Source organism: Pseudomonas sp. TMW22080, from assembly GCF_022496745.1.
GTDB lineage: Bacteria > Pseudomonadota > Gammaproteobacteria > Pseudomonadales > Pseudomonadaceae > Aquipseudomonas > Aquipseudomonas bubulae.
The window spans coordinates 413,634-430,029 of record NZ_SCFF01000002.1; the positions used below are offsets into that span (position 1 = coordinate 413,634).

16 protein-coding genes are annotated in these 16,396 nt (G+C 55.9%); 9 read left to right on the forward strand and 7 right to left on the reverse strand.

The genetic code is table 11. The features are described 5' to 3' along the window. Nucleotides 1-15 precede the first annotated feature (15 nt). The gene (locus EQV96_RS08325) at nt 16-876 is read right to left on the reverse strand and encodes a MurR/RpiR family transcriptional regulator (RefSeq protein ID WP_169845242.1); all 861 of its coding nucleotides are present in this window, start codon (nt 874-876) and stop codon (nt 16-18) included. Nucleotides 877-1,081: 205 nt separating this feature from the next. Here EQV96_RS08325 and zwf point away from each other — a divergent pair, with 205 nt between their 5' ends. The 3 genes from zwf to EQV96_RS08340 are packed head-to-tail and all read left to right on the forward strand — an operon-like array spanning nt 1,082 to nt 3,934. Next, nucleotides 1,082-2,551 (forward strand): glucose-6-phosphate dehydrogenase, encoded by a 1,470-nt coding sequence (zwf, locus tag EQV96_RS08330; protein ID WP_095003270.1) that lies wholly within the window; start codon nt 1,082-1,084, stop codon nt 2,549-2,551. Continuing rightward, the gene (pgl, locus tag EQV96_RS08335) at nt 2,538-3,251 is read left to right on the forward strand and encodes a 6-phosphogluconolactonase (protein WP_095019695.1); all 714 of its coding nucleotides are present in this window, start codon (nt 2,538-2,540) and stop codon (nt 3,249-3,251) included. The genes zwf and pgl overlap by 14 nt, the downstream gene beginning before the upstream one ends. After that, a complete protein-coding gene (locus tag EQV96_RS08340; protein ID WP_169916916.1) occupies nt 3,248-3,934 on the forward strand; it encodes a bifunctional 4-hydroxy-2-oxoglutarate aldolase/2-dehydro-3-deoxy-phosphogluconate aldolase in 687 nt (228 codons plus the stop codon). The genes pgl and EQV96_RS08340 overlap by 4 nt, the downstream gene beginning before the upstream one ends. Before the next feature lie 95 nt (nt 3,935-4,029). On the opposite strand, the gene EQV96_RS08345 is transcribed toward EQV96_RS08340, so the two are convergent. Together EQV96_RS08345 and EQV96_RS08350 are read right to left on the reverse strand one after the other, a co-directional pair. Continuing rightward, the gene (locus EQV96_RS08345) at nt 4,030-5,223 is read right to left on the reverse strand and encodes an aminotransferase class V-fold PLP-dependent enzyme (protein WP_095019696.1); all 1,194 of its coding nucleotides are present in this window, start codon (nt 5,221-5,223) and stop codon (nt 4,030-4,032) included. A gap of 12 nt (nt 5,224-5,235) precedes the next feature. Beyond that, a complete protein-coding gene (locus EQV96_RS08350) occupies nt 5,236-5,472 on the reverse strand; it encodes a DUF3820 family protein (RefSeq protein ID WP_019693207.1) in 237 nt (78 codons plus the stop codon). 208 nt (nt 5,473-5,680) lie between these two features. Between EQV96_RS08350 and EQV96_RS08355 the strand changes: the two genes are divergently transcribed. After that, nucleotides 5,681-6,148: a PA2169 family four-helix-bundle protein gene (locus EQV96_RS08355; protein ID WP_095003266.1), complete on the forward strand. Its 468-nt coding sequence runs from the start codon at nt 5,681-5,683 to the stop codon at nt 6,146-6,148. A gap of 119 nt (nt 6,149-6,267) precedes the next feature. Here EQV96_RS08355 and EQV96_RS08360 read toward each other — a convergent pair whose 3' ends face one another. Then, nucleotides 6,268-6,738 (reverse strand): MaoC family dehydratase, encoded by a 471-nt coding sequence (locus EQV96_RS08360; protein WP_019829146.1) that lies wholly within the window; start codon nt 6,736-6,738, stop codon nt 6,268-6,270. Between the two features lie 79 nt (nt 6,739-6,817). After that, entirely contained in the window at nt 6,818-7,762 is a 945-nt protein-coding gene (locus tag EQV96_RS08365; RefSeq protein WP_095003265.1) for an alpha/beta hydrolase, read from the reverse strand. 209 nt (nt 7,763-7,971) lie between these two features. On the opposite strand from EQV96_RS08365, the gene fadD2 reads away from it, so the two are divergent. After that, nucleotides 7,972-9,660: a long-chain-fatty-acid--CoA ligase FadD2 gene (fadD2, locus tag EQV96_RS08370; RefSeq protein WP_240881725.1), complete on the forward strand. Its 1,689-nt coding sequence runs from the start codon at nt 7,972-7,974 to the stop codon at nt 9,658-9,660. Between the two features lie 329 nt (nt 9,661-9,989). After that, entirely contained in the window at nt 9,990-11,681 is a 1,692-nt protein-coding gene (gene fadD1 / locus EQV96_RS08375) for a long-chain-fatty-acid--CoA ligase FadD1 (RefSeq protein ID WP_095003263.1), read from the forward strand. Nucleotides 11,682-11,887: 206 nt separating this feature from the next. Here the strand turns inward: fadD1 and EQV96_RS08380 are convergent, their stop codons facing one another. After that, nucleotides 11,888-12,268 (reverse strand): hypothetical protein, encoded by a 381-nt coding sequence (locus tag EQV96_RS08380; protein ID WP_016782092.1) that lies wholly within the window; start codon nt 12,266-12,268, stop codon nt 11,888-11,890. Between the two features lie 281 nt (nt 12,269-12,549). Here EQV96_RS08380 and EQV96_RS08385 point away from each other — a divergent pair, with 281 nt between their 5' ends. Next, nucleotides 12,550-13,503 (forward strand): YihY/virulence factor BrkB family protein, encoded by a 954-nt coding sequence (locus tag EQV96_RS08385; RefSeq protein ID WP_095003262.1) that lies wholly within the window; start codon nt 12,550-12,552, stop codon nt 13,501-13,503. A 2-nt stretch (nt 13,504-13,505) separates the two neighbouring features. Then, the gene (gene def, locus EQV96_RS08390) at nt 13,506-14,045 is read left to right on the forward strand and encodes a peptide deformylase (protein WP_095003261.1); all 540 of its coding nucleotides are present in this window, start codon (nt 13,506-13,508) and stop codon (nt 14,043-14,045) included. Here def and EQV96_RS08395 read toward each other — a convergent pair. Further along, nucleotides 13,999-14,445: a GNAT family N-acetyltransferase gene (locus EQV96_RS08395; RefSeq protein WP_095020857.1), complete on the reverse strand. Its 447-nt coding sequence runs from the start codon at nt 14,443-14,445 to the stop codon at nt 13,999-14,001. The genes def and EQV96_RS08395 overlap by 47 nt on opposite strands. Before the next feature lie 604 nt (nt 14,446-15,049). Between EQV96_RS08395 and EQV96_RS08400 the strand changes: the two genes are divergently transcribed. Further along, on the forward strand, nt 15,050-16,369 hold the full coding sequence (locus tag EQV96_RS08400; protein ID WP_240881727.1) for a PAS domain-containing methyl-accepting chemotaxis protein: 1,320 nt from the start codon (nt 15,050-15,052) through the stop codon (nt 16,367-16,369). The last annotated feature ends 27 nt before the right edge of the window (nt 16,370-16,396 follow it).

Sequence of the window (16,396 nt, forward strand, 5' to 3'; positions counted from 1 at the left end):
TTACCAAGCGCTTGCCTAGTTGAACTCATCGCCCACCGGATAGCGGCTGGCGTTGAGGCTTTCCTTGATTTTGCGCAGGTGTGGCTGGAAGTCCACGCCGCGGCGCAGGGTCATGCCGGTTGCCAGTACATCCAGTACGGTCAGCTGGATGATGCGCGAGGTCATCGGCATATAGATGTCGGTGTCTTCGGGCAGCGGGATGTTCAGGCTCAGGGTGCTGGCCTTGGCCAGTGGCGAGTTTTCCGCAGTTAGCCCCAGTACCGAGGCACCGTTGGCGCGCGCAATGCGAGCCACTTCCACCAGTTCACGGGTGCGACCGGTGTAGGAAATAATCACGAACAATTCACCCGTGTGCGCCACCGAGGCGATCATGCGCTGCATCAGCACGTCGGCGTGGGCGGTGACGGCCAGGTTGAAGCGGAAGAACTTGTGTTGCGCATCCAGTGCCACCGGTGCAGAAGCGCCCAAGCCAAAAAAGTGGATCTGCCGGGCCTGGATCAGCAAGTCGACGGCGCGGCTGATAAGGTTGGGGTCCAGTGCCTGGCAGGCACTGTCCAGCGAGGCGATGGCGCTGCCGAAGATTTTTTGTGTATACGCGGCCGGATTATCGTCTGCCTCTACCGCGCGGCTCACGTAAGCTGCGCCGCTGGCCAGGCTTTGTGCCAGTTGCAGCTTTAACTCGGGGTAGCCGCTGACACCAAATGAACGGCAGAAACGGTTAACCGTGGGTTCGCTGACAGAAGCTGCCTGCGCCAGGGCGGCGATGCTGAATCGGGTCGCCTGCTGCGGGTTCTGCAAAATGATTTCGGCCACTTTGCGCTCGGCCTTGTTCAGGTCTTCGAGGCGGCCCTTGATCTGTTCGAGTAAATTTCGCACGCGGTCCATTTATGGTCCTTGGGTCAGCGATGCAAGAACCGGACTAAAGCGGTTCTGGAAGGTGGCCTATCCTACTGGTGGCCTGTGACGACCACTAGCAGGAATCTGTATTTTGAGAAAATGTTGTGTTTATTACTACATTTTTCCTTGAGTGATACCTTGAAAAAAGGTATTTGTAGCTTAACTTGATAAAAGAACAAACATCATGCCTTCGATTACGGTTGAACCGTGCACCTTTGCCTTGTTCGGCGCCCTTGGCGATCTGGCCCTGCGCAAGCTGTTTCCTGCCTTGTACCAACTGGATCGCGCCGGTCTGCTGCATGCCGACACACGCATTCTCGCGCTGGCCCGAGAGCCGGGCGAGGCCTCCACGCACCTGGCGCATATCGACAGCCAGTTGCGCCAGTATCTGGGCGAGAAGGAAATCGAAGTCGAAGCATTGAACCGCTTCCTGGCTCGCTTGAGCTACCTGCATGTGGATTTTTTCAAGACTGAAGATTACCTGGCGCTGGCTGAAATGGCCGGCACAGAGCAGCGCCTGATCGCTTACTTCGCCACTCCGGCGGCTGTGTACGGTGCCATTTGCGAGAACCTGTCCGCGGTCGGCCTGGCTGAAAACACCCGTGTGGTGCTGGAAAAGCCCATCGGTTCGGATCTTGAGTCTTCGCGCAAGGTCAACGATTCCGTGGCGCAGTTCTTCCCCGAGAACCGCACTTACCGCATCGACCACTACCTGGGCAAAGAGACCGTACAAAACCTGATCGCGCTGCGTTTTGCCAACAGCCTGTTCGAGACCCAGTGGAACCAGCGCTACATCTCCCACGTTGAAATCACCGTGGCCGAGAAAGTCGGCATCGAGGGCCGCTGGGGCTATTTCGACAAGGCTGGCCAACTGCGCGACATGATCCAGAACCACCTGCTGCAGTTGCTGTGCCTGATTGCCATGGACCCGCCTGCGGACCTGTCGGCCGACAGCATTCGCGACGAAAAGGTCAAAGTGCTCAAGGCCCTGGCCCCGATCAGCGCCGAAGGCCTGACCACCCAGGTGGTACGCGGCCAGTACATTGCCGGTTACAGCGAAGGTCAGTCGGTGCCGGGTTATCTGGAGGAAGAAAACTCCAACACCCAGAGTGACACCGAGACCTTTGTGGCACTGCGCGCCGATATTCGTAACTGGCGTTGGGCAGGGGTGCCGTTCTACCTGCGCACCGGCAAGCGCATGCCACAAAAGCTCTCGCAAATCGTTATCCACTTCAAGGAGCCGTCGCACTACATCTTTGCTCCCGAGCAGCGCCTGCAAATCGGCAACAAGCTGATTATTCGCCTGCAACCGGACGAAGGTATTTCCTTGCGGGTAATGACCAAGGACCAGGGCCTGGATAAAGGCATGCAACTGCGCAGCGGCCCGTTGCAATTGAATTTTTCTGACACTTATCGCAGCACACGGATTCCGGATGCTTACGAGCGCCTGTTGCTCGAAGTCATGCGCGGCAACCAGAACCTGTTTGTACGCAAAGATGAAATTGAAGCGGCATGGAAATGGTGCGACCAGTTGATCGCCGGCTGGAAAAAGTCCGGTGATGCGCCCAAGCCTTACGCGGCGGGGTCCTGGGGGCCGATGAGTTCCATTGCACTGATTACGCGGGACGGGAGGTCTTGGTATGGCGATATCTGATTTGAAACTGCCTGAAGGTGTGAGCTCGCACACCTTCAAGAACCCGGCGTTGTTGGCCGAAGGGCTGGCAACAAAAGTTGCCGGGCAATTGAACCAGGCTATCGCCGAGCAGGGCGTTGCCACTCTGGTGGTGTCCGGCGGCCGCAGCCCGGTGGCGTTTTTCCAAAGCTTGATCAAGCAGCCGGTCGATTGGTCGAAAGTGGTTGTCAGCCTGGCGGATGAACGCTGGGTGCCGGTCGAGCATGCCGACAGCAACGCGGGCCTGCTTAAAAAGCATCTGCTCCAAGGCCCGGCGGCCAAAGCCCGTTTTGTCGGCTTGTATAACGCTGCAGCCACGGTAGAAAAGGCTGCGCTGGAGGCCGATCAGGGGCTGGCCGAGTTGCCGCCGATCGATGTGCTGATCCTGGGTATGGGCGATGACGGGCATACCGCGTCGCTGTTCCCCAATAGCCCGAATCTGAGTGAAGCCCTGCAACTGGACAACCCGCGTCGTTGCTGGGCGATGCTGGCGCCAACGGTGCCGCACCAGCGTCTGAGCATGAGTCGCAGCCTGTTGGCGAGCGCGAAGCACAAGGTGCTGTCGATCCAGGGCCAGTCCAAATTGAACACCCTCAACGAAGCGCTGGGGGGCACAGATGTTGCCGCCTTGCCGATTCGTGCCTTCCTGCAACCTACGTTAGAGATTTACTGGTGCCCATGAGCCAAGGATCAGCTGCCATGACAACAACAATTGCGAACGTATCGATGGCGGATAAAGTCGCCCTGATCGACAGCCTGTGTGAGCGAGCACGAATTCTGCCGGTGATTACCATTGCCCGCGAACAAGACATCCTGCCTTTGGCGGATGCGCTGGCGGCCGGTGGTCTGACGGCGCTGGAAGTGACCCTGCGTTCGGCGTTCGGCCTCAAGGCCATTCGTATCCTGCGTGACCAGCGCCCTGAGCTGGTGACAGGTGCGGGTACCGTACTGGATCGCCATATGCTGGCGGCGGCGGAAGACGCCGGTTCGCAATTTATTGTTACGCCGGGCATTACCCGTGACTTGCTCGAGGCCAGTGTTGCCAGCGACATTCCGCTGCTGCCGGGCATCAGCAATGCTTCCGGGATCATGGAAGGCTATGGCTTGGGTTACCGCCGTTTCAAACTGTTCCCTGCAGAAGTCAGCGGCGGTGTAGCGGCGATCAAGGCCCTGGGCGGCCCTTTTGGCGAAGTGAAATTCTGCCCGACCGGCGGTGTTGGTCCGGCTAATATCCGCAACTACATGGCCTTGAAAAACGTGATGTGCGTGGGCGGTAGCTGGATGCTGGACAGCGAATGGATCAAGAACGGCGACTGGGCCCGAATCCAGGAATGCACCGCTGAGGCGCTTGCCCTGCTGGATTGATGTTTTAGTTACGAATGTGTTGTGTGTTCTACGGTTTTTGGTGCGCTTGGTCGGCGCACCTTTTTTTTGCCTGAAAAATACCCGCTCCCACAAGGTTATGTGTGAGCTTGCGAAAGCTCGCGCAGCGCCCGCACCAGTTGGTTGATGTCATCCAGCGTGGTGGCAAAGCCCACTGTTACCCGGATACAACTGCCACACGCCGAACCGTTGCGGGCTACGGTGAACAGGTTGTAGTCCTTGAGCAGGCGATCAACCATCGGTTGTTGATCCTGCACATGGGTAAAGCGCAGCGAAGTGATTGCGCAATACAAGCGCGGATCATCGTTGACCAGCACTTCAATGCCCTCGATCTTGCGCGCCTCGCTGACCCACAGGTTGCGCAGGTAGTTGAGTCGGGCACCCTTGCCTCGGGCGTCACCCATCTCATGGTGTTCCTGCAGCACCTTGGTCAGGGTTAGCCAGGCGGGGATGTTGACCGTGCCATAAACGGCGCGGTTGCGCACATCCGGCTCGGGGTAGCGCTCATTGCCCATATCGGGGTCAATGTCGCCCAGGCGCTGGGGATCGATATACATCAGGCCCAGGGTCAGCGGCGCGCCAATCCATTTATGCAGGTTGAATCCGGCAAAGGCCACACCCAGTGCCGGCAGGTCCAGTTCGATCTGCCCCAGGGCATGGGCACCGTCCAGAATCACGTCAACCCCATGCTCTTTTGCCGCCGCAACAATGGCCTCCACGGGCATGACCAGGCCAGTGCGATGGGTAACGTGAGTGAGCGCCATCAGCTTGATCCGCGGGTTACGTTCAAATGCCTGGCGATAGCTGGCCACCAGGCTTTCAAACGTGGCTGGGTGCGTGTGGGAGATTTCGATAATTTCCAGGCCGCGTTGGCGTGCCACTCCACGCATGGCGTATTCGACGCTGTGGTATTCCAGGTCGCTGATCAGCAATTGATCGCCCGTTTGCAGGCCATTGTAGTTGCGGATCAATGATTGCAGGCCGTCAGACGCGCAAAAGGTCAGCGCCAGGCCGGCAGGGGCTACACCAAGCAACCCCGCCAGCGAGTCGCGAATTTCCAGGCCCTGAGTGGTATCGAAGTGCTGGCGCACAGGCACCGAGTTGTTGCGGTTAATAAAGTCGATATTACGCTGGTAGTCCTGTGCCACGTCGCGGGTCATACGCCCGAAGTAGCCGTTCTCCAGATTGATCGGGCCGGGCGCAAGGTCGTAGCGCTCGGCAATTGCTTGCCAGAAGTGTTCGTCGCGGGCGTTATCTTCAATCCTTGGCATGGGGCAGCTCTATCAATGGCGGGGTTTGGGTTTTCCGTGTTTGGCGCGTAACGGGTCGAGCAGGTCCGACAGGCCGTTATGATCAATCTCTTGCATCAGGGCCAGCAAGCCGCCCAGTTCTCCGTGGGGGAAACCTTCACGGGCGAACCAGTTGAGGTACTGGCCGGGCAGGTCGGCGATGATTCGGCCCTTGTATTTGCCGAAGGGCATTTCACGAGTGACCAGCAGTTCGAGTTTTTCGGGGTTCATGCAGCGGCCCTTAGATGGGTAAAGCTGTGGAAATCAAAATACAGGCAATTTGCATGAAGGCCAATTGACAGATCATGCATATAAACCGGATACAGATTTTTTGATATTTATTAAGTCATTGATATTTAAGGATTTTATTTAATTATAAAACTGGCACGAGCCCTGCAACCTCTATTGCACGATCCTCAACCTTGTAAGGAATTGAACAATGACTGACCTTAATAAAGAAGCCATTAGCATCCTGAACGATCTGATCGAAACCAGCAAAGACGGCCAGGAAGGGTTTAAAAGCTGTGCCGAAGATATCAAGCACCCGGAGCTGAAGGCTCTGTTTGCCAAGCGTTCAGCCGATTGCGCTGCCGCAGCTGCCGAACTTCAGGCTCAAGTTCGAGCTCTGGGTGGTGACCCGGAAACCAGCACCAGCGTGGCCGGTGACTTGCATCGCCGTTGGGTGGATGTGAAGTCCGTGTTTACCGGCAAAGACGAAGAAGCGGTGCTCAACGAAGCCGAGCGCGGCGAAGATCATGCGCTGAAGGCTTATAAAGAAGCGCTGGAAAAAATCAGCAAGCACAACCTGGTCGGCATTCGTGATCTGGTAGAGCGCCAGTACCACGGCGTGCAACGCAACCACGATCAGGTCAAGGCGCTGCGCAATCAGGCCCGTGCCCGTGCATGATTAGCTTGAAGCTGTAGTTCCAAAAATGTGGGAGCGGGCTTGCTCGTGATGCAAAAACTCGATTGATCAGAATGATCGAGTTGATGTTATCGCGAGCGAGCCCGCTCCCACATTGCGTTTTAGCCAATGCTGATCGCAGGCAGTACCGGCAGGGTCACGGTTTGTTGCTTGCGTGGCGCAATGATTTCGGCCTCGCCATCAACAACGATTTCATCGCGCTGGTTGAATACGCGAGTAGCAATGCGCACACGGAACTTGGGCAGTTTTTCCAGGATTTCCAGGCGCACGGTGAGGGTGTCACCGATTTTCACCGGTTTCTGAAAGCTCATTTGCTGGCCGACATAGATGGTGCCCGGGCCAGGCAGCTCGCAGGCTACGGCAGCACTTATCAGCGCACCACTGAACATGCCATGGGCAATACGCTCCTTGAACATGGTGGCGGCGGCGAACTCGGGGTCGAGGTGCACCGGATTGTGGTCGCCGGACATGGCCGCAAAAAGCTGAATGTCACGCTCTCCGACGGTTTTGCTGTAGCTGGCTGTCTGGCCGACTTCGAGGGCTTCGTACGGGGTGTTGGTAACCTGAGTCATCTAGCGCATGTCCTGTGACGAGTGTTTGGTTTTAAAGCTATGATTTTAAAAGCTTTTTAGGTGTAAATCTGTTTTTCGCTCATTCGCTTCGCGACGGGCGGGAGTGGCTCAATGCCTGATTTAGCCACTTAATTACATCAGCCATGACTTCATCGCGGTTGGTTTCGTTGAAGAGTTCATGCCGCGCTTGCGGATACAGATTCAGTTGCAACTGACGATTGCCGGCATTTCGCAATGCCCTGGCCAGATCAGTGAGACGCTTGCCTTCACTCACCGGATCACATTCGCCGCCGATTATCAGCAGCGGCAGGCCCGGATCGATCTGAGCGAGATTGGACGCTTTGCTGATTTGCTGCAACCCGCCGAGCAGGTCGATCCACAGTTGGTTGGTGCACCGAAAGCCGCACAGGGGGTCGCTGGCGTAGGCATCGACCTGGGCCGGATCGCGGCTGAGCCAGTCATACGGCGTGCGATTGGGTTTGAAGGCCTTGTTGAACGAGCCGAACGACAACCATTCGATCAGCGCACTGCGGCCCTTGGCTCCCTGGCGCCAACGCTCTAGTCGGGCGATCAGGCTGGCTGCACGATAGAGCGCCACCGGCTGGAAATTCGAAGCACTCAGAATCACCCCTTGCAGGCTGGCACTGTGATGCATCACATACGCCTGCGCGATATAGCTGCCCATGCTGTGCCCGAGCAAAAAAACCGGTATGCCAGGGTGGGCCTGGCCGATATGCCGGCTCAGGCTGGCCACGTCGCTGACCACCGCGCACCAGCCATCATTGTCGGCAAAATAGCCCAGGGTGCCGCGCTCGGCTGTTTTACCGTGACCGCGCTGATCATGGGCATACAGGGCAAAACCGGCAGCACACAGGGCCTGGCCCAGGTGCGCATAACGGCCACTGTGTTCGGCCATGCCATGAGCCAGCAGGACAACAGCCCTGGGTGTACTGTCCGGCAGCCACTGGTTAACGAAAAGACCGCTGCGGTCATTCGCTTCCAGCCAGAAAGTCTCAGGGGTCATGGCATTTCCTTTAATTATTGTCGTACCAGTGTATAGCGCATTTGCAAGGGGGCCAGTTAACGGGCGTTTACCCGGCAATAAGATTCAAGATGTAAATGGCGAAGATCGCTGTATTTGCCTACAACTTTATAACTGTTAACGTCCGCAAGCTCCGCTTTTCATTCGACACGAGACGCGGCCAGGCACACTCAGGTACGAGGATAAAAACAATGCAACCTGATTTCTGGAATGACAAACGTCCCGCCGGTGTACCGCTGGATATCGACATGACGGCTTTTAAATCGGTTGTTGACGTGTTTGAGCGCTCCTGCAAAAAGTTTGCGGATCGCCCGGCCTTCAGCAATCTGGGAGTGACCATCACCTATGCCGAGCTTGAGCGCCACAGTGCCGCGTTTGCCGGTTATCTGCAGGAGTACACCGATCTCAAGCCGGGCGACCGTATTGCCGTACAAATGCCCAACACCCTGCAATATCCGATTGCCGTGTTCGGAGCCATGCGTGCAGGCCTGATTGTGGTCAATACCAACCCGCTCTACACCTCGCGCGAGATGCGCCATCAGTTCAAAAGCGCTGGCATTCGTGCACTGGTGTACTTGAACATGTTCGGCAAGCGCGTACAGGAAGTGCTGCAAGACACTGAAATCGACTACCTGATCGAAGCCAGAATGGGCGACATGATGCCCGCCGCCAAAGGCTGGATCACCAATCTGGTGGTCGACAAGGTGAAAAAACTGGTGCCTGCCTATCAGTTGCCCCAGGCCATTGCCTTCAAAAGCGTCTTGCGCCGGGGCGCGGGGCAGGTGATCCGGCCACTGGCGGTAGCGCTGGATGATATCGCCGTCCTGCAGTACACCGGCGGTACCACCGGCCTGCCCAAGGGCGCGATGCTCACCCATGGCAATCTGGTCGCCAATATGCAGCAGATTCGTGCGTGCCTGTCCCAGCATGCCGAAGATGGCCTGCCGATGTTCAAGGACGGTCAAGAGATCATGGTGGCACCGTTGCCGCTTTACCATATCTACGCATTCACGGCCAATTGCATGTGCATGATGGTTACGGGCAATCACAACCTGTTGATTACCAATCCGCGCGATATCAAGGGTTTTATCAAGGAGCTGAAAAACTGGAAGTTCTCCGGGTTGCTGGGCTTGAACACCCTGTTTGTGGCTCTGATGGACCATCCTGACTTTAAAGACCTGGATTTCTCCCACCTCAAGCTCACCAACTCAGGCGGTACTGCGCTGGTCAAGACCACAGCTGAGCGTTGGGAAAGGCTCACCGGCTGTCGCATCGTCGAAGGCTATGGCTTGACTGAAACCTCACCGGTGGCCAGTGCCAACCCTTACGGCCCGCAGGCGCGTCTGGGCACTGTGGGCATGCCGGTACCGGGAACGCTGATGAAGGTGATCAGCGATGATGGCAATGAGGTTGGGCTGGGTGAGCGCGGCGAGCTATGCATCAAAGGCCCGCAAGTGATGAAGGGTTACTGGCAAAACCCCGAGGCTACGGCCGAGGTGCTGGACGCCGAGGGCTGGTTCAAGACCGGCGATGTCGCCGTGATTGATCCGGACGGTTTTGTCCGCATCGTCGATCGCAAGAAAGATCTGATTATCGTCTCAGGCTTTAATGTCTACCCCAACGAAATCGAAGATATCGTGATGGCACACCCTAAAGTGGCCAATTGCGCAGTTATCGGCGTACCTGATGAGCGCACGGGCGAGGCAGTCAAACTGTTTGTGGTGCCGCGTGCAGGCGGGGTGACCGTTGAGGAGCTCAAGGCCTACTGCAAGGAAAATTTCACCGGTTACAAGGTGCCCAAGCAAATAGTGTTGCGTGATGCTTTGCCCATGACGCCGGTGGGAAAAATCCTGCGACGGGAGTTACGGGATACCGCCTGATTCGTTCATCATGGCGACAGACGCTCGCAGGCTGAAAGGCCGCGGGCGTTTTTTTATGCCTATGATAAGGGGCTGTAATACCTGAGATAGAGGGGTTTATCGGTTAATAGAGTGTTTATACTAATGATGACTTTGGATTGTCCTACAGTCAGGTTGGTGACTCTAAACCCGGTTTTTGGCTCTAGGCGGCCTTTGGCAAAGCTGCTACTCTCGGCGCGCTTTGTGACTTCAGGGTAAGTGAAAGTCAGAGCTGTCCATTATAAAAATCAAACAAATAAGAACCGCACCCGATGCGGTGAAGAATTCGCGACGCTGAGGAGTGGGCTTCCATGATTGAAGGCTTTTGGAAGGATAAGTACCCAGCTGGGATTGCTGCTGAAATCAATCCAGATGAATATCCAAATATTCAGACGGTACTGCGGGAATCTTGCCAGCGTTTCGCCGATAAACCGGCGTTCAGTAACCTCGGCAAAACCATTACCTACGGTGAGCTCTATGAGCAGTCGGGCGCTTTTGCAGCCTGGTTGCAGCAGCACACCGACTTGCAGCCGGGCGATCGCATCGCCGTGCAGCTGCCCAACCTGTTGCAATACCCGATTGCTGTGTTCGGAGCCATCCGCGCCGGTTTGATTGTGGTCAACACCAACCCGCTGTACACCGCGCGGGAAATGGAACACCAGTTCAAGGATTCCGGTGCCAAGGCACTGGTGTGCCTGGCGAACATGGCGCATCTGGCTGAAAAAGTCGTGCCCCAGACGTCGGTCAAGTATGTGATCGTCACCGAAGTGGCTGACATGCTGTCGCCTTTCAAGCGGGTGCTGATCAATAGCGTCATCAAGTACGTGAAAAAGATGGTCCCTGCTTATCATTTGCCACAGGCCGTCAAGTTCAACGACGTGCTGAGCAAAGGCCAGGGCCAGCCGGTCAAGGAAGCCAGCCCGGTGAGCAGTGATGTTGCCGTGCTGCAATACACGGGCGGCACTACCGGTGTGGCCAAGGGCGCGATGCTGACCCATCGCAACCTGATCGCCAACATGTTGCAGTGCAAGGCATTGATGGCCTCCAACCTCGATGAAGGTTGTGAAATCCTGATTACGCCTTTGCCGCTGTATCACATCTACGCCTTTACCTTTCACTGCATGGCGATGATGCTACTGGGCAATCACAACGTATTGATCAGTAACCCCCGTGATTTACCGGCGATGGTCAAAGAGCTGTCCAAGTGGAAATTCACCGGTTTTGTCGGCCTCAATACCCTGTTTGTGGCGCTGTGCAACAGCGAGGCGTTCCGCAAGCTGGATTTCTCGGCCCTCAAAGTGACGCTCTCGGGTGGCATGGCCTTGCAACTGTCGGTGGCCGAGCGCTGGAAGACCGTGACCGGTTGCCCGATCTGCGAAGGTTATGGCATGACCGAGACCAGTCCGGTAGCCACGGTCAACCCGGCCCAGAGCATTCAGATCGGTACCATTGGCATTCCGGTGCCTTCGACCCTGTGCAAAGTGATTAACGATGCCGGCGAAGAGCTGCCGCTGGGTGAAGTCGGCGAGCTGTGCATCAAGGGCCCGCAGGTCATGAAAGGCTACTGGGAGCGTCCTGACGCCACCGCCGAGATCATGGACAGCGAAGGCTGGTTGAAATCCGGTGATATCGCAGTGATTCAGCCTGATGGCTACATGCGTATCGTTGATCGCAAAAAAGACATGATTCTGGTGTCGGGCTTCAATGTTTACCCCAACGAGCTGGAAGACGTGATGGCCTCCTTGCCGGGCGTATTGCAGTGCGCTGCAATCGGTATTCCGGACGAGAAGACCGGTGAGCTGATCAAGGTGTTTATCGTGGTCAAGCCGGGTATGACGCTGACCAAGGAACAGGTCATGACGCATATGCGTGCCAACCTGACGGCTTACAAGGCGCCCAAGTTCGTCGAGTTCCGCGACAGCTTGCCGACCACCAACGTGGGCAAGATCCTGCGTCGTGAGTTGCGAGACGAAGAACTGAAAAAGCTGGGCCTCAAGAAGTAACAGGCCTGGATACGAAAAATCCCCGCAATGCGGGGATTTTTCGTTTTGATACGGTGAAGGTCTGTTGTAGCAGCTGCCGAAGGAACACTGCAACTGTGGGCGCGAGCCTGCTCGCGAAGGTCGTTCGCGAGCAGGCTCGCTCCCACAATAGGGCTTGACCTGCAACAGAGTATCTACAGGTCGGCCACAGGTTTTGGCCTTTGGGTTTATTTCTGTAAAAACTGTGCGAAGTTGACGCCAGTACCTGTAGGACGCACGTCCTGCAGATAGGAGTCCTTGTCTGCACTCAACTCCAGGCTCATGGTCGGCGTACGCTTGTGCGTTGCACGTACTACCATGCCTTCGCGTTTTTCACGCAGGAATGCAGTCGTTACCTTCAGGTGCAGCAGTTCGTCGGTGCTTGGGGTGTGCAGGAGCAGATGCACCCATTCGTACTGGCCGACGGCCAGGCGCGCCAGCGGAATATCGAACCACCAGATGTTCTTGTTGGTGTTCAGTGCGGCGAAATGGCAGTTGTTGACGCCGAGTACCGCGCCGCCGAGTTCCTGGTTCCTGCGGGCAATAGCCAGCTTTTTATCGAGTTTCATAACCTTCCTACAATTGCGGATCTTCAGCGCCATAGCCTGAATACGTCGCGTATTCTCGGGGGTTAGCGGGCAAACATAAAGCCCAACCTGCGCTGATCGACGAAATGATGGGCAGAAAATAAATGAAACTCGATGCCGGACCACAAGGTCAATGTTGGGTTGGCCTTTTTACGGGTTTGGCGATCCGGTATTTTCAAAGTCGCCAATTGGGCTACTTTTAGGTAAAACCCTTCGCTTGGAGGCGTGTTGACCTCATTAACGATGCGGCGAAAGGAGACGCTATGTTATTCCCAGGCTTGAATGGCCTGCCTTTGGGCAAAGTCTTGATCCGAACGGTCAAGGAATTTATCGACGATGAAATGTCGACCTACGCCTCGGCGCTGGCCTATCAAATGCTGTTTTCGTTATTCCCTTTCATTCTGTTCCTGATTGCATTGATCGGTTTTTTGCATCTGCCAGACTTCTTTACCTGGTTGCGCCTGCAGTCCGAACTGGTACTGCCGCCGCAAGCGCTGGAGCAGGTCAACCCGGTGATCGACCAGTTGCAGCAATCCAAGGGCGGATTGCTTTCGGTAGGTATCGTCATTGCGCTATGGACGGCTTCTGCGGGTGTGCGCCTGATGATGAGCGCAATGAATGCTGCCTACGACGTGGTTGAAGGGCGCCCCGTCTGGAAACGTTTTCCGCTGTCGATTTTCTACACGATCGGCATTGCCGGCATGCTGCTGGTCGCCGCCGCACTGATGGTGCTCGGACCGCAGGTGATGAGCTGGCTGGCGGGGCAGGTGGGGCTTGAAGACTTTGTGGTCACGTTGTGGACCATCCTGCGCTGGCCGGCGATTATTTTGCTGATGATGGTGGCAGTGGCGTTGATGTATTACGTAATGCCCGATGTTGAGCAGAAATTCCGTTTTATTACCCCGGGCTCGGTGCTGGCGGTAGTGGTCTGGATTGTGGCTTCCTTGGGGTTTGCCTTTTATGTCAAAACCTTCGCGGACTACAACGCCATGTATGGCAGTATCGGTGCAATCATTGTGCTGTTGCTTTACTTCTACATTTCGGCCGCGGTGCTGTTGCTGGGCGCTGAAATGAATGCTGTGATCGAACATATGTCGGCTGAAGGAAAAAATCCGGGCGAGAAGACATTCGATGAGTCTGCCGACCCTGATCCAAAGCAGCATGTCTCCGGCCTTGGCCGCGACCACTCCCTTAAATCCACTTCTGATGAAACCTGACCATGATTCGTGAAATCCTGAAAATGGGTGATGAGCGTTTATTACGTGTGGCCCAACCGGTGCCGGATGAGATGTTCGACACGCCAGAACTCTGGCAACTGCTCGACGACATGTTGCAGACCATGGAACACGCTGGCGGCGTGGGCCTGGCAGCGCCGCAGATTGGCGTTGACCTGCAACTGGTGGTGTTCGGTTTCGAGCACAGCGAGCGTTACCCGGATGCCGAAGCCGTGCCGCAGACCATTCTGATCAACCCGCTGATCACGCCGCTGAGCCCGGCAGTTGAAGAGGACTGGGAGGGTTGCCTGTCGGTGCCGGGTCTGCGTGGGGTCGTGGAGCGCTTCCACAAGATCCGCTACGAAGGTTTCACCCCCAAGGGTGAGCCAATCGTACGGATTGCAGAGGGGTTTCATGCGCGGGTCGTGCAGCATGAGTGCGATCACTTGATCGGTCGTCTGTATCCGTCACGGATCAAGGACTTCAGCAAGTTCGGTTTTATTGAGGTGCTGTTTCCTGATCTGGATCCGCACACCAAGGAGTAAGGCCCATCGCTATCATCGCTTTGTTGCGTTGATAGCGAACCAGCCGCTCATGCAGGGCATGGGGCAATTCCACGTCCAGGCTAAACCCCAGCTTTTCATAAAACCCCTGCAACTGCGGGTCGCAGAACAACCAGATCGGGCCATCGACGGCAGCTATTGCCTGGCTGAGCAGATCGCCAGCCACCCCTTGGCCGCGTAGCGCTGGCGCGACAAAAAGCCCGGTCAGCCAGTGGCCGTGAGCCATTGGTCGCAAACATAAACCGGCAATAATCCCCTCTTTGCGGGCGACCCATAACTGCGCTTCCCTGACCGCCTTCATCGATGATTGATGTGTGCGATAAAACTTGTTCATCAGTGGCCATAAAGCCGCTTCAAGTGGGGCGTAAACAATGGCAGTCATAAGTCCACAGGCTCAGGGGAGGGGCGCGCAGTATAAATAACTAAAAGGCAGATTTCTGCGGGTTATCTGAATAGTGTGGGTGATCTGTATTCGGAATTAAAGCGTACACATACGCATTCATTTCGAAATAACCGACTTTAAATGAAAGTTCACCATGGATCAGTGCTATACCTCAGTGAACAACCCTGGTTACTGGAGTGCATAACATGTCCAAAGGTATGGATTCAAAGAAAGCAGCGAAGAAAAAGCCGGCTAAAACAGCCGATGAAAAACGCGCTGACAAGAAAGCCAAAAAAACTGATACCGGATTGTTTGGTCATTAAGTGGATTTACCGGGGCCCGCTCCTCGGGGCCCTGTCACTTTTAATACTGCATCATCCATTTGGTAAATTTTTAAAGCGTGAGCGTTCCGTCGCAGGTTGATGGCCATTTGCTTGCGCGCGTCATTTGGCTAGCTATGCTCCATGTTTACGGGGTCGTAGCCATAAGTGCTCAAACCCTCGAAGTGCGTACAGCTCTAACGTTAAGAGTGAGATACCCAGCTGATTGGCTGCGTCTTGAAACTTTTGAATTATCAATAGACAGCACCTCCAGGGATTGAGCCATGTTTAATTCGCATCGCAAAGCCGATCTGCTCGAAAATCAACGTCTTAGCGGCTTATTAAATGACATGGCCGCTAAAGTGCAGGCTATCAGCCGTTCCATGGCAATTATTGAGTTCGCCCCTGACGGCACCATTCTGGATGCCAACGAGAATTTTTGTCGGGTTGTGGGTTATTCCGCTGACGAGATTCGGGGCAAGCACCATCGGCTATTTTGCGAAGCGGCTTACGTTAATTCCAGTGAGTACAACAATTTCTGGCGGGACCTGGCCCGAGGCGAACCTTTGAGCGGCACCTTTTCACGGCTCGACAAGGCGGGGCGTGAGGTGTGGCTGGAAGCCAGCTACATGCCCATCGTCGGCGCTGACCAGCACGTTGTGCGTGTCATCAAGGTGGCTTCGGATGTCACAGATCGAATCAATAAAGAACACGAAACCCAGAGCATCGTAAACGCCCTGAGCCGGTCGATGGCGGTGATCGAGTTTTCACCGGATGGGCGGGTAATCAATGCCAACCAGAACTTCCTCGACACAATGCATTACTCGCTGAGCGAAATTGTCGGCCAGCATCACGGCATGTTCTGTCGTCGAAGCGAGGCCGAGTCAGCCGGCTACAAGGCTTTCTGGGCCTCGCTCAATCGCGGCGAGTACCATTCCAGACGATTTGAGCGGGTCGACAAACACGGTCATACGGTGTTTCTCGAGGCCTCCTATAACCCCATCTTCGATGCCAGGGGGCGCCTGTACAAAGTGGTGAAATTCGCCAGTGATATCACTGCTCAGGTCACCAACCTGCAGACTGCCGCCGAATCGGCCCACAGCACTTCGGTGCAAAACGATGCCTGCGCGCAGAAGGGCTCGCAGGTGGTGCAGCAAACCGTGCAAATCATCGAGGCCATTTCCAAAGACCTTAATGAAGCAGCGCAGAGCATTGATGCGGTAAGCAAACAGTCGGACAGTATCGGCAAGATCGTGCAGACCATTCGTGGTATTGCGGATCAAACCAATTTACTGGCGCTCAATGCCGCGATCGAGGCAGCGCGGGCGGGGGAGCACGGGCGCGGCTTTGCCGTGGTGGCCGATGAGGTCAGAAGCCTGGCGGCGCGCACCAGTGCGGCCACCCTGGAAATTGTCGAAGTGGTGCGTCGAAATCATGATCTGTCGCTGAGCGCTGTGACCAGCATGCAGTCGAGCCTTAGCCGCACAGGGCTTGGTGTTGAGCTGGCAAATGAGGCCGGGGAAGCGATTCTGGAAATCCAGCAAGGCTCCCGGCATGTGGTCGATGCCATCAGCCAGTTCAACTCGACGTTGCAACTGCATTAAAGCTGTACTGTTTACATGATGAGGGTG

Coding starts and splice junctions, on each gene's coding strand:
- zwf (WP_095003270.1), top strand. CDS start 1,082: ATGCCTTCGATTACGGTTGAACCGTGCACCTTTGCCTTGTTCGGCGCC.
- pgl (WP_095019695.1), top strand. CDS start 2,538: ATGGCGATATCTGATTTGAAACTGCCTGAAGGTGTGAGCTCGCACACC.
- EQV96_RS08340 (WP_169916916.1), top strand. CDS start 3,248: ATGAGCCAAGGATCAGCTGCCATGACAACAACAATTGCGAACGTATCG.
- EQV96_RS08345 (WP_095019696.1), bottom strand. CDS start 5,223: ATGCCAAGGATTGAAGATAACGCCCGCGACGAACACTTCTGGCAAGCA.
- EQV96_RS08350 (WP_019693207.1), bottom strand. CDS start 5,472: ATGAACCCCGAAAAACTCGAACTGCTGGTCACTCGTGAAATGCCCTTC.
- EQV96_RS08355 (WP_095003266.1), top strand. CDS start 5,681: ATGACTGACCTTAATAAAGAAGCCATTAGCATCCTGAACGATCTGATC.
- EQV96_RS08360 (WP_019829146.1), bottom strand. CDS start 6,738: ATGACTCAGGTTACCAACACCCCGTACGAAGCCCTCGAAGTCGGCCAG.
- EQV96_RS08365 (WP_095003265.1), bottom strand. CDS start 7,762: ATGACCCCTGAGACTTTCTGGCTGGAAGCGAATGACCGCAGCGGTCTT.
- fadD2 (WP_240881725.1), top strand. CDS start 7,972: ATGCAACCTGATTTCTGGAATGACAAACGTCCCGCCGGTGTACCGCTG.
- fadD1 (WP_095003263.1), top strand. CDS start 9,990: ATGATTGAAGGCTTTTGGAAGGATAAGTACCCAGCTGGGATTGCTGCT.
- EQV96_RS08380 (WP_016782092.1), bottom strand. CDS start 12,268: ATGAAACTCGATAAAAAGCTGGCTATTGCCCGCAGGAACCAGGAACTC.
- EQV96_RS08385 (WP_095003262.1), top strand. CDS start 12,550: ATGTTATTCCCAGGCTTGAATGGCCTGCCTTTGGGCAAAGTCTTGATC.
- def (WP_095003261.1), top strand. CDS start 13,506: ATGATTCGTGAAATCCTGAAAATGGGTGATGAGCGTTTATTACGTGTG.
- EQV96_RS08395 (WP_095020857.1), bottom strand. CDS start 14,445: ATGACTGCCATTGTTTACGCCCCACTTGAAGCGGCTTTATGGCCACTG.
- EQV96_RS08400 (WP_240881727.1), top strand. CDS start 15,050: ATGTTTAATTCGCATCGCAAAGCCGATCTGCTCGAAAATCAACGTCTT.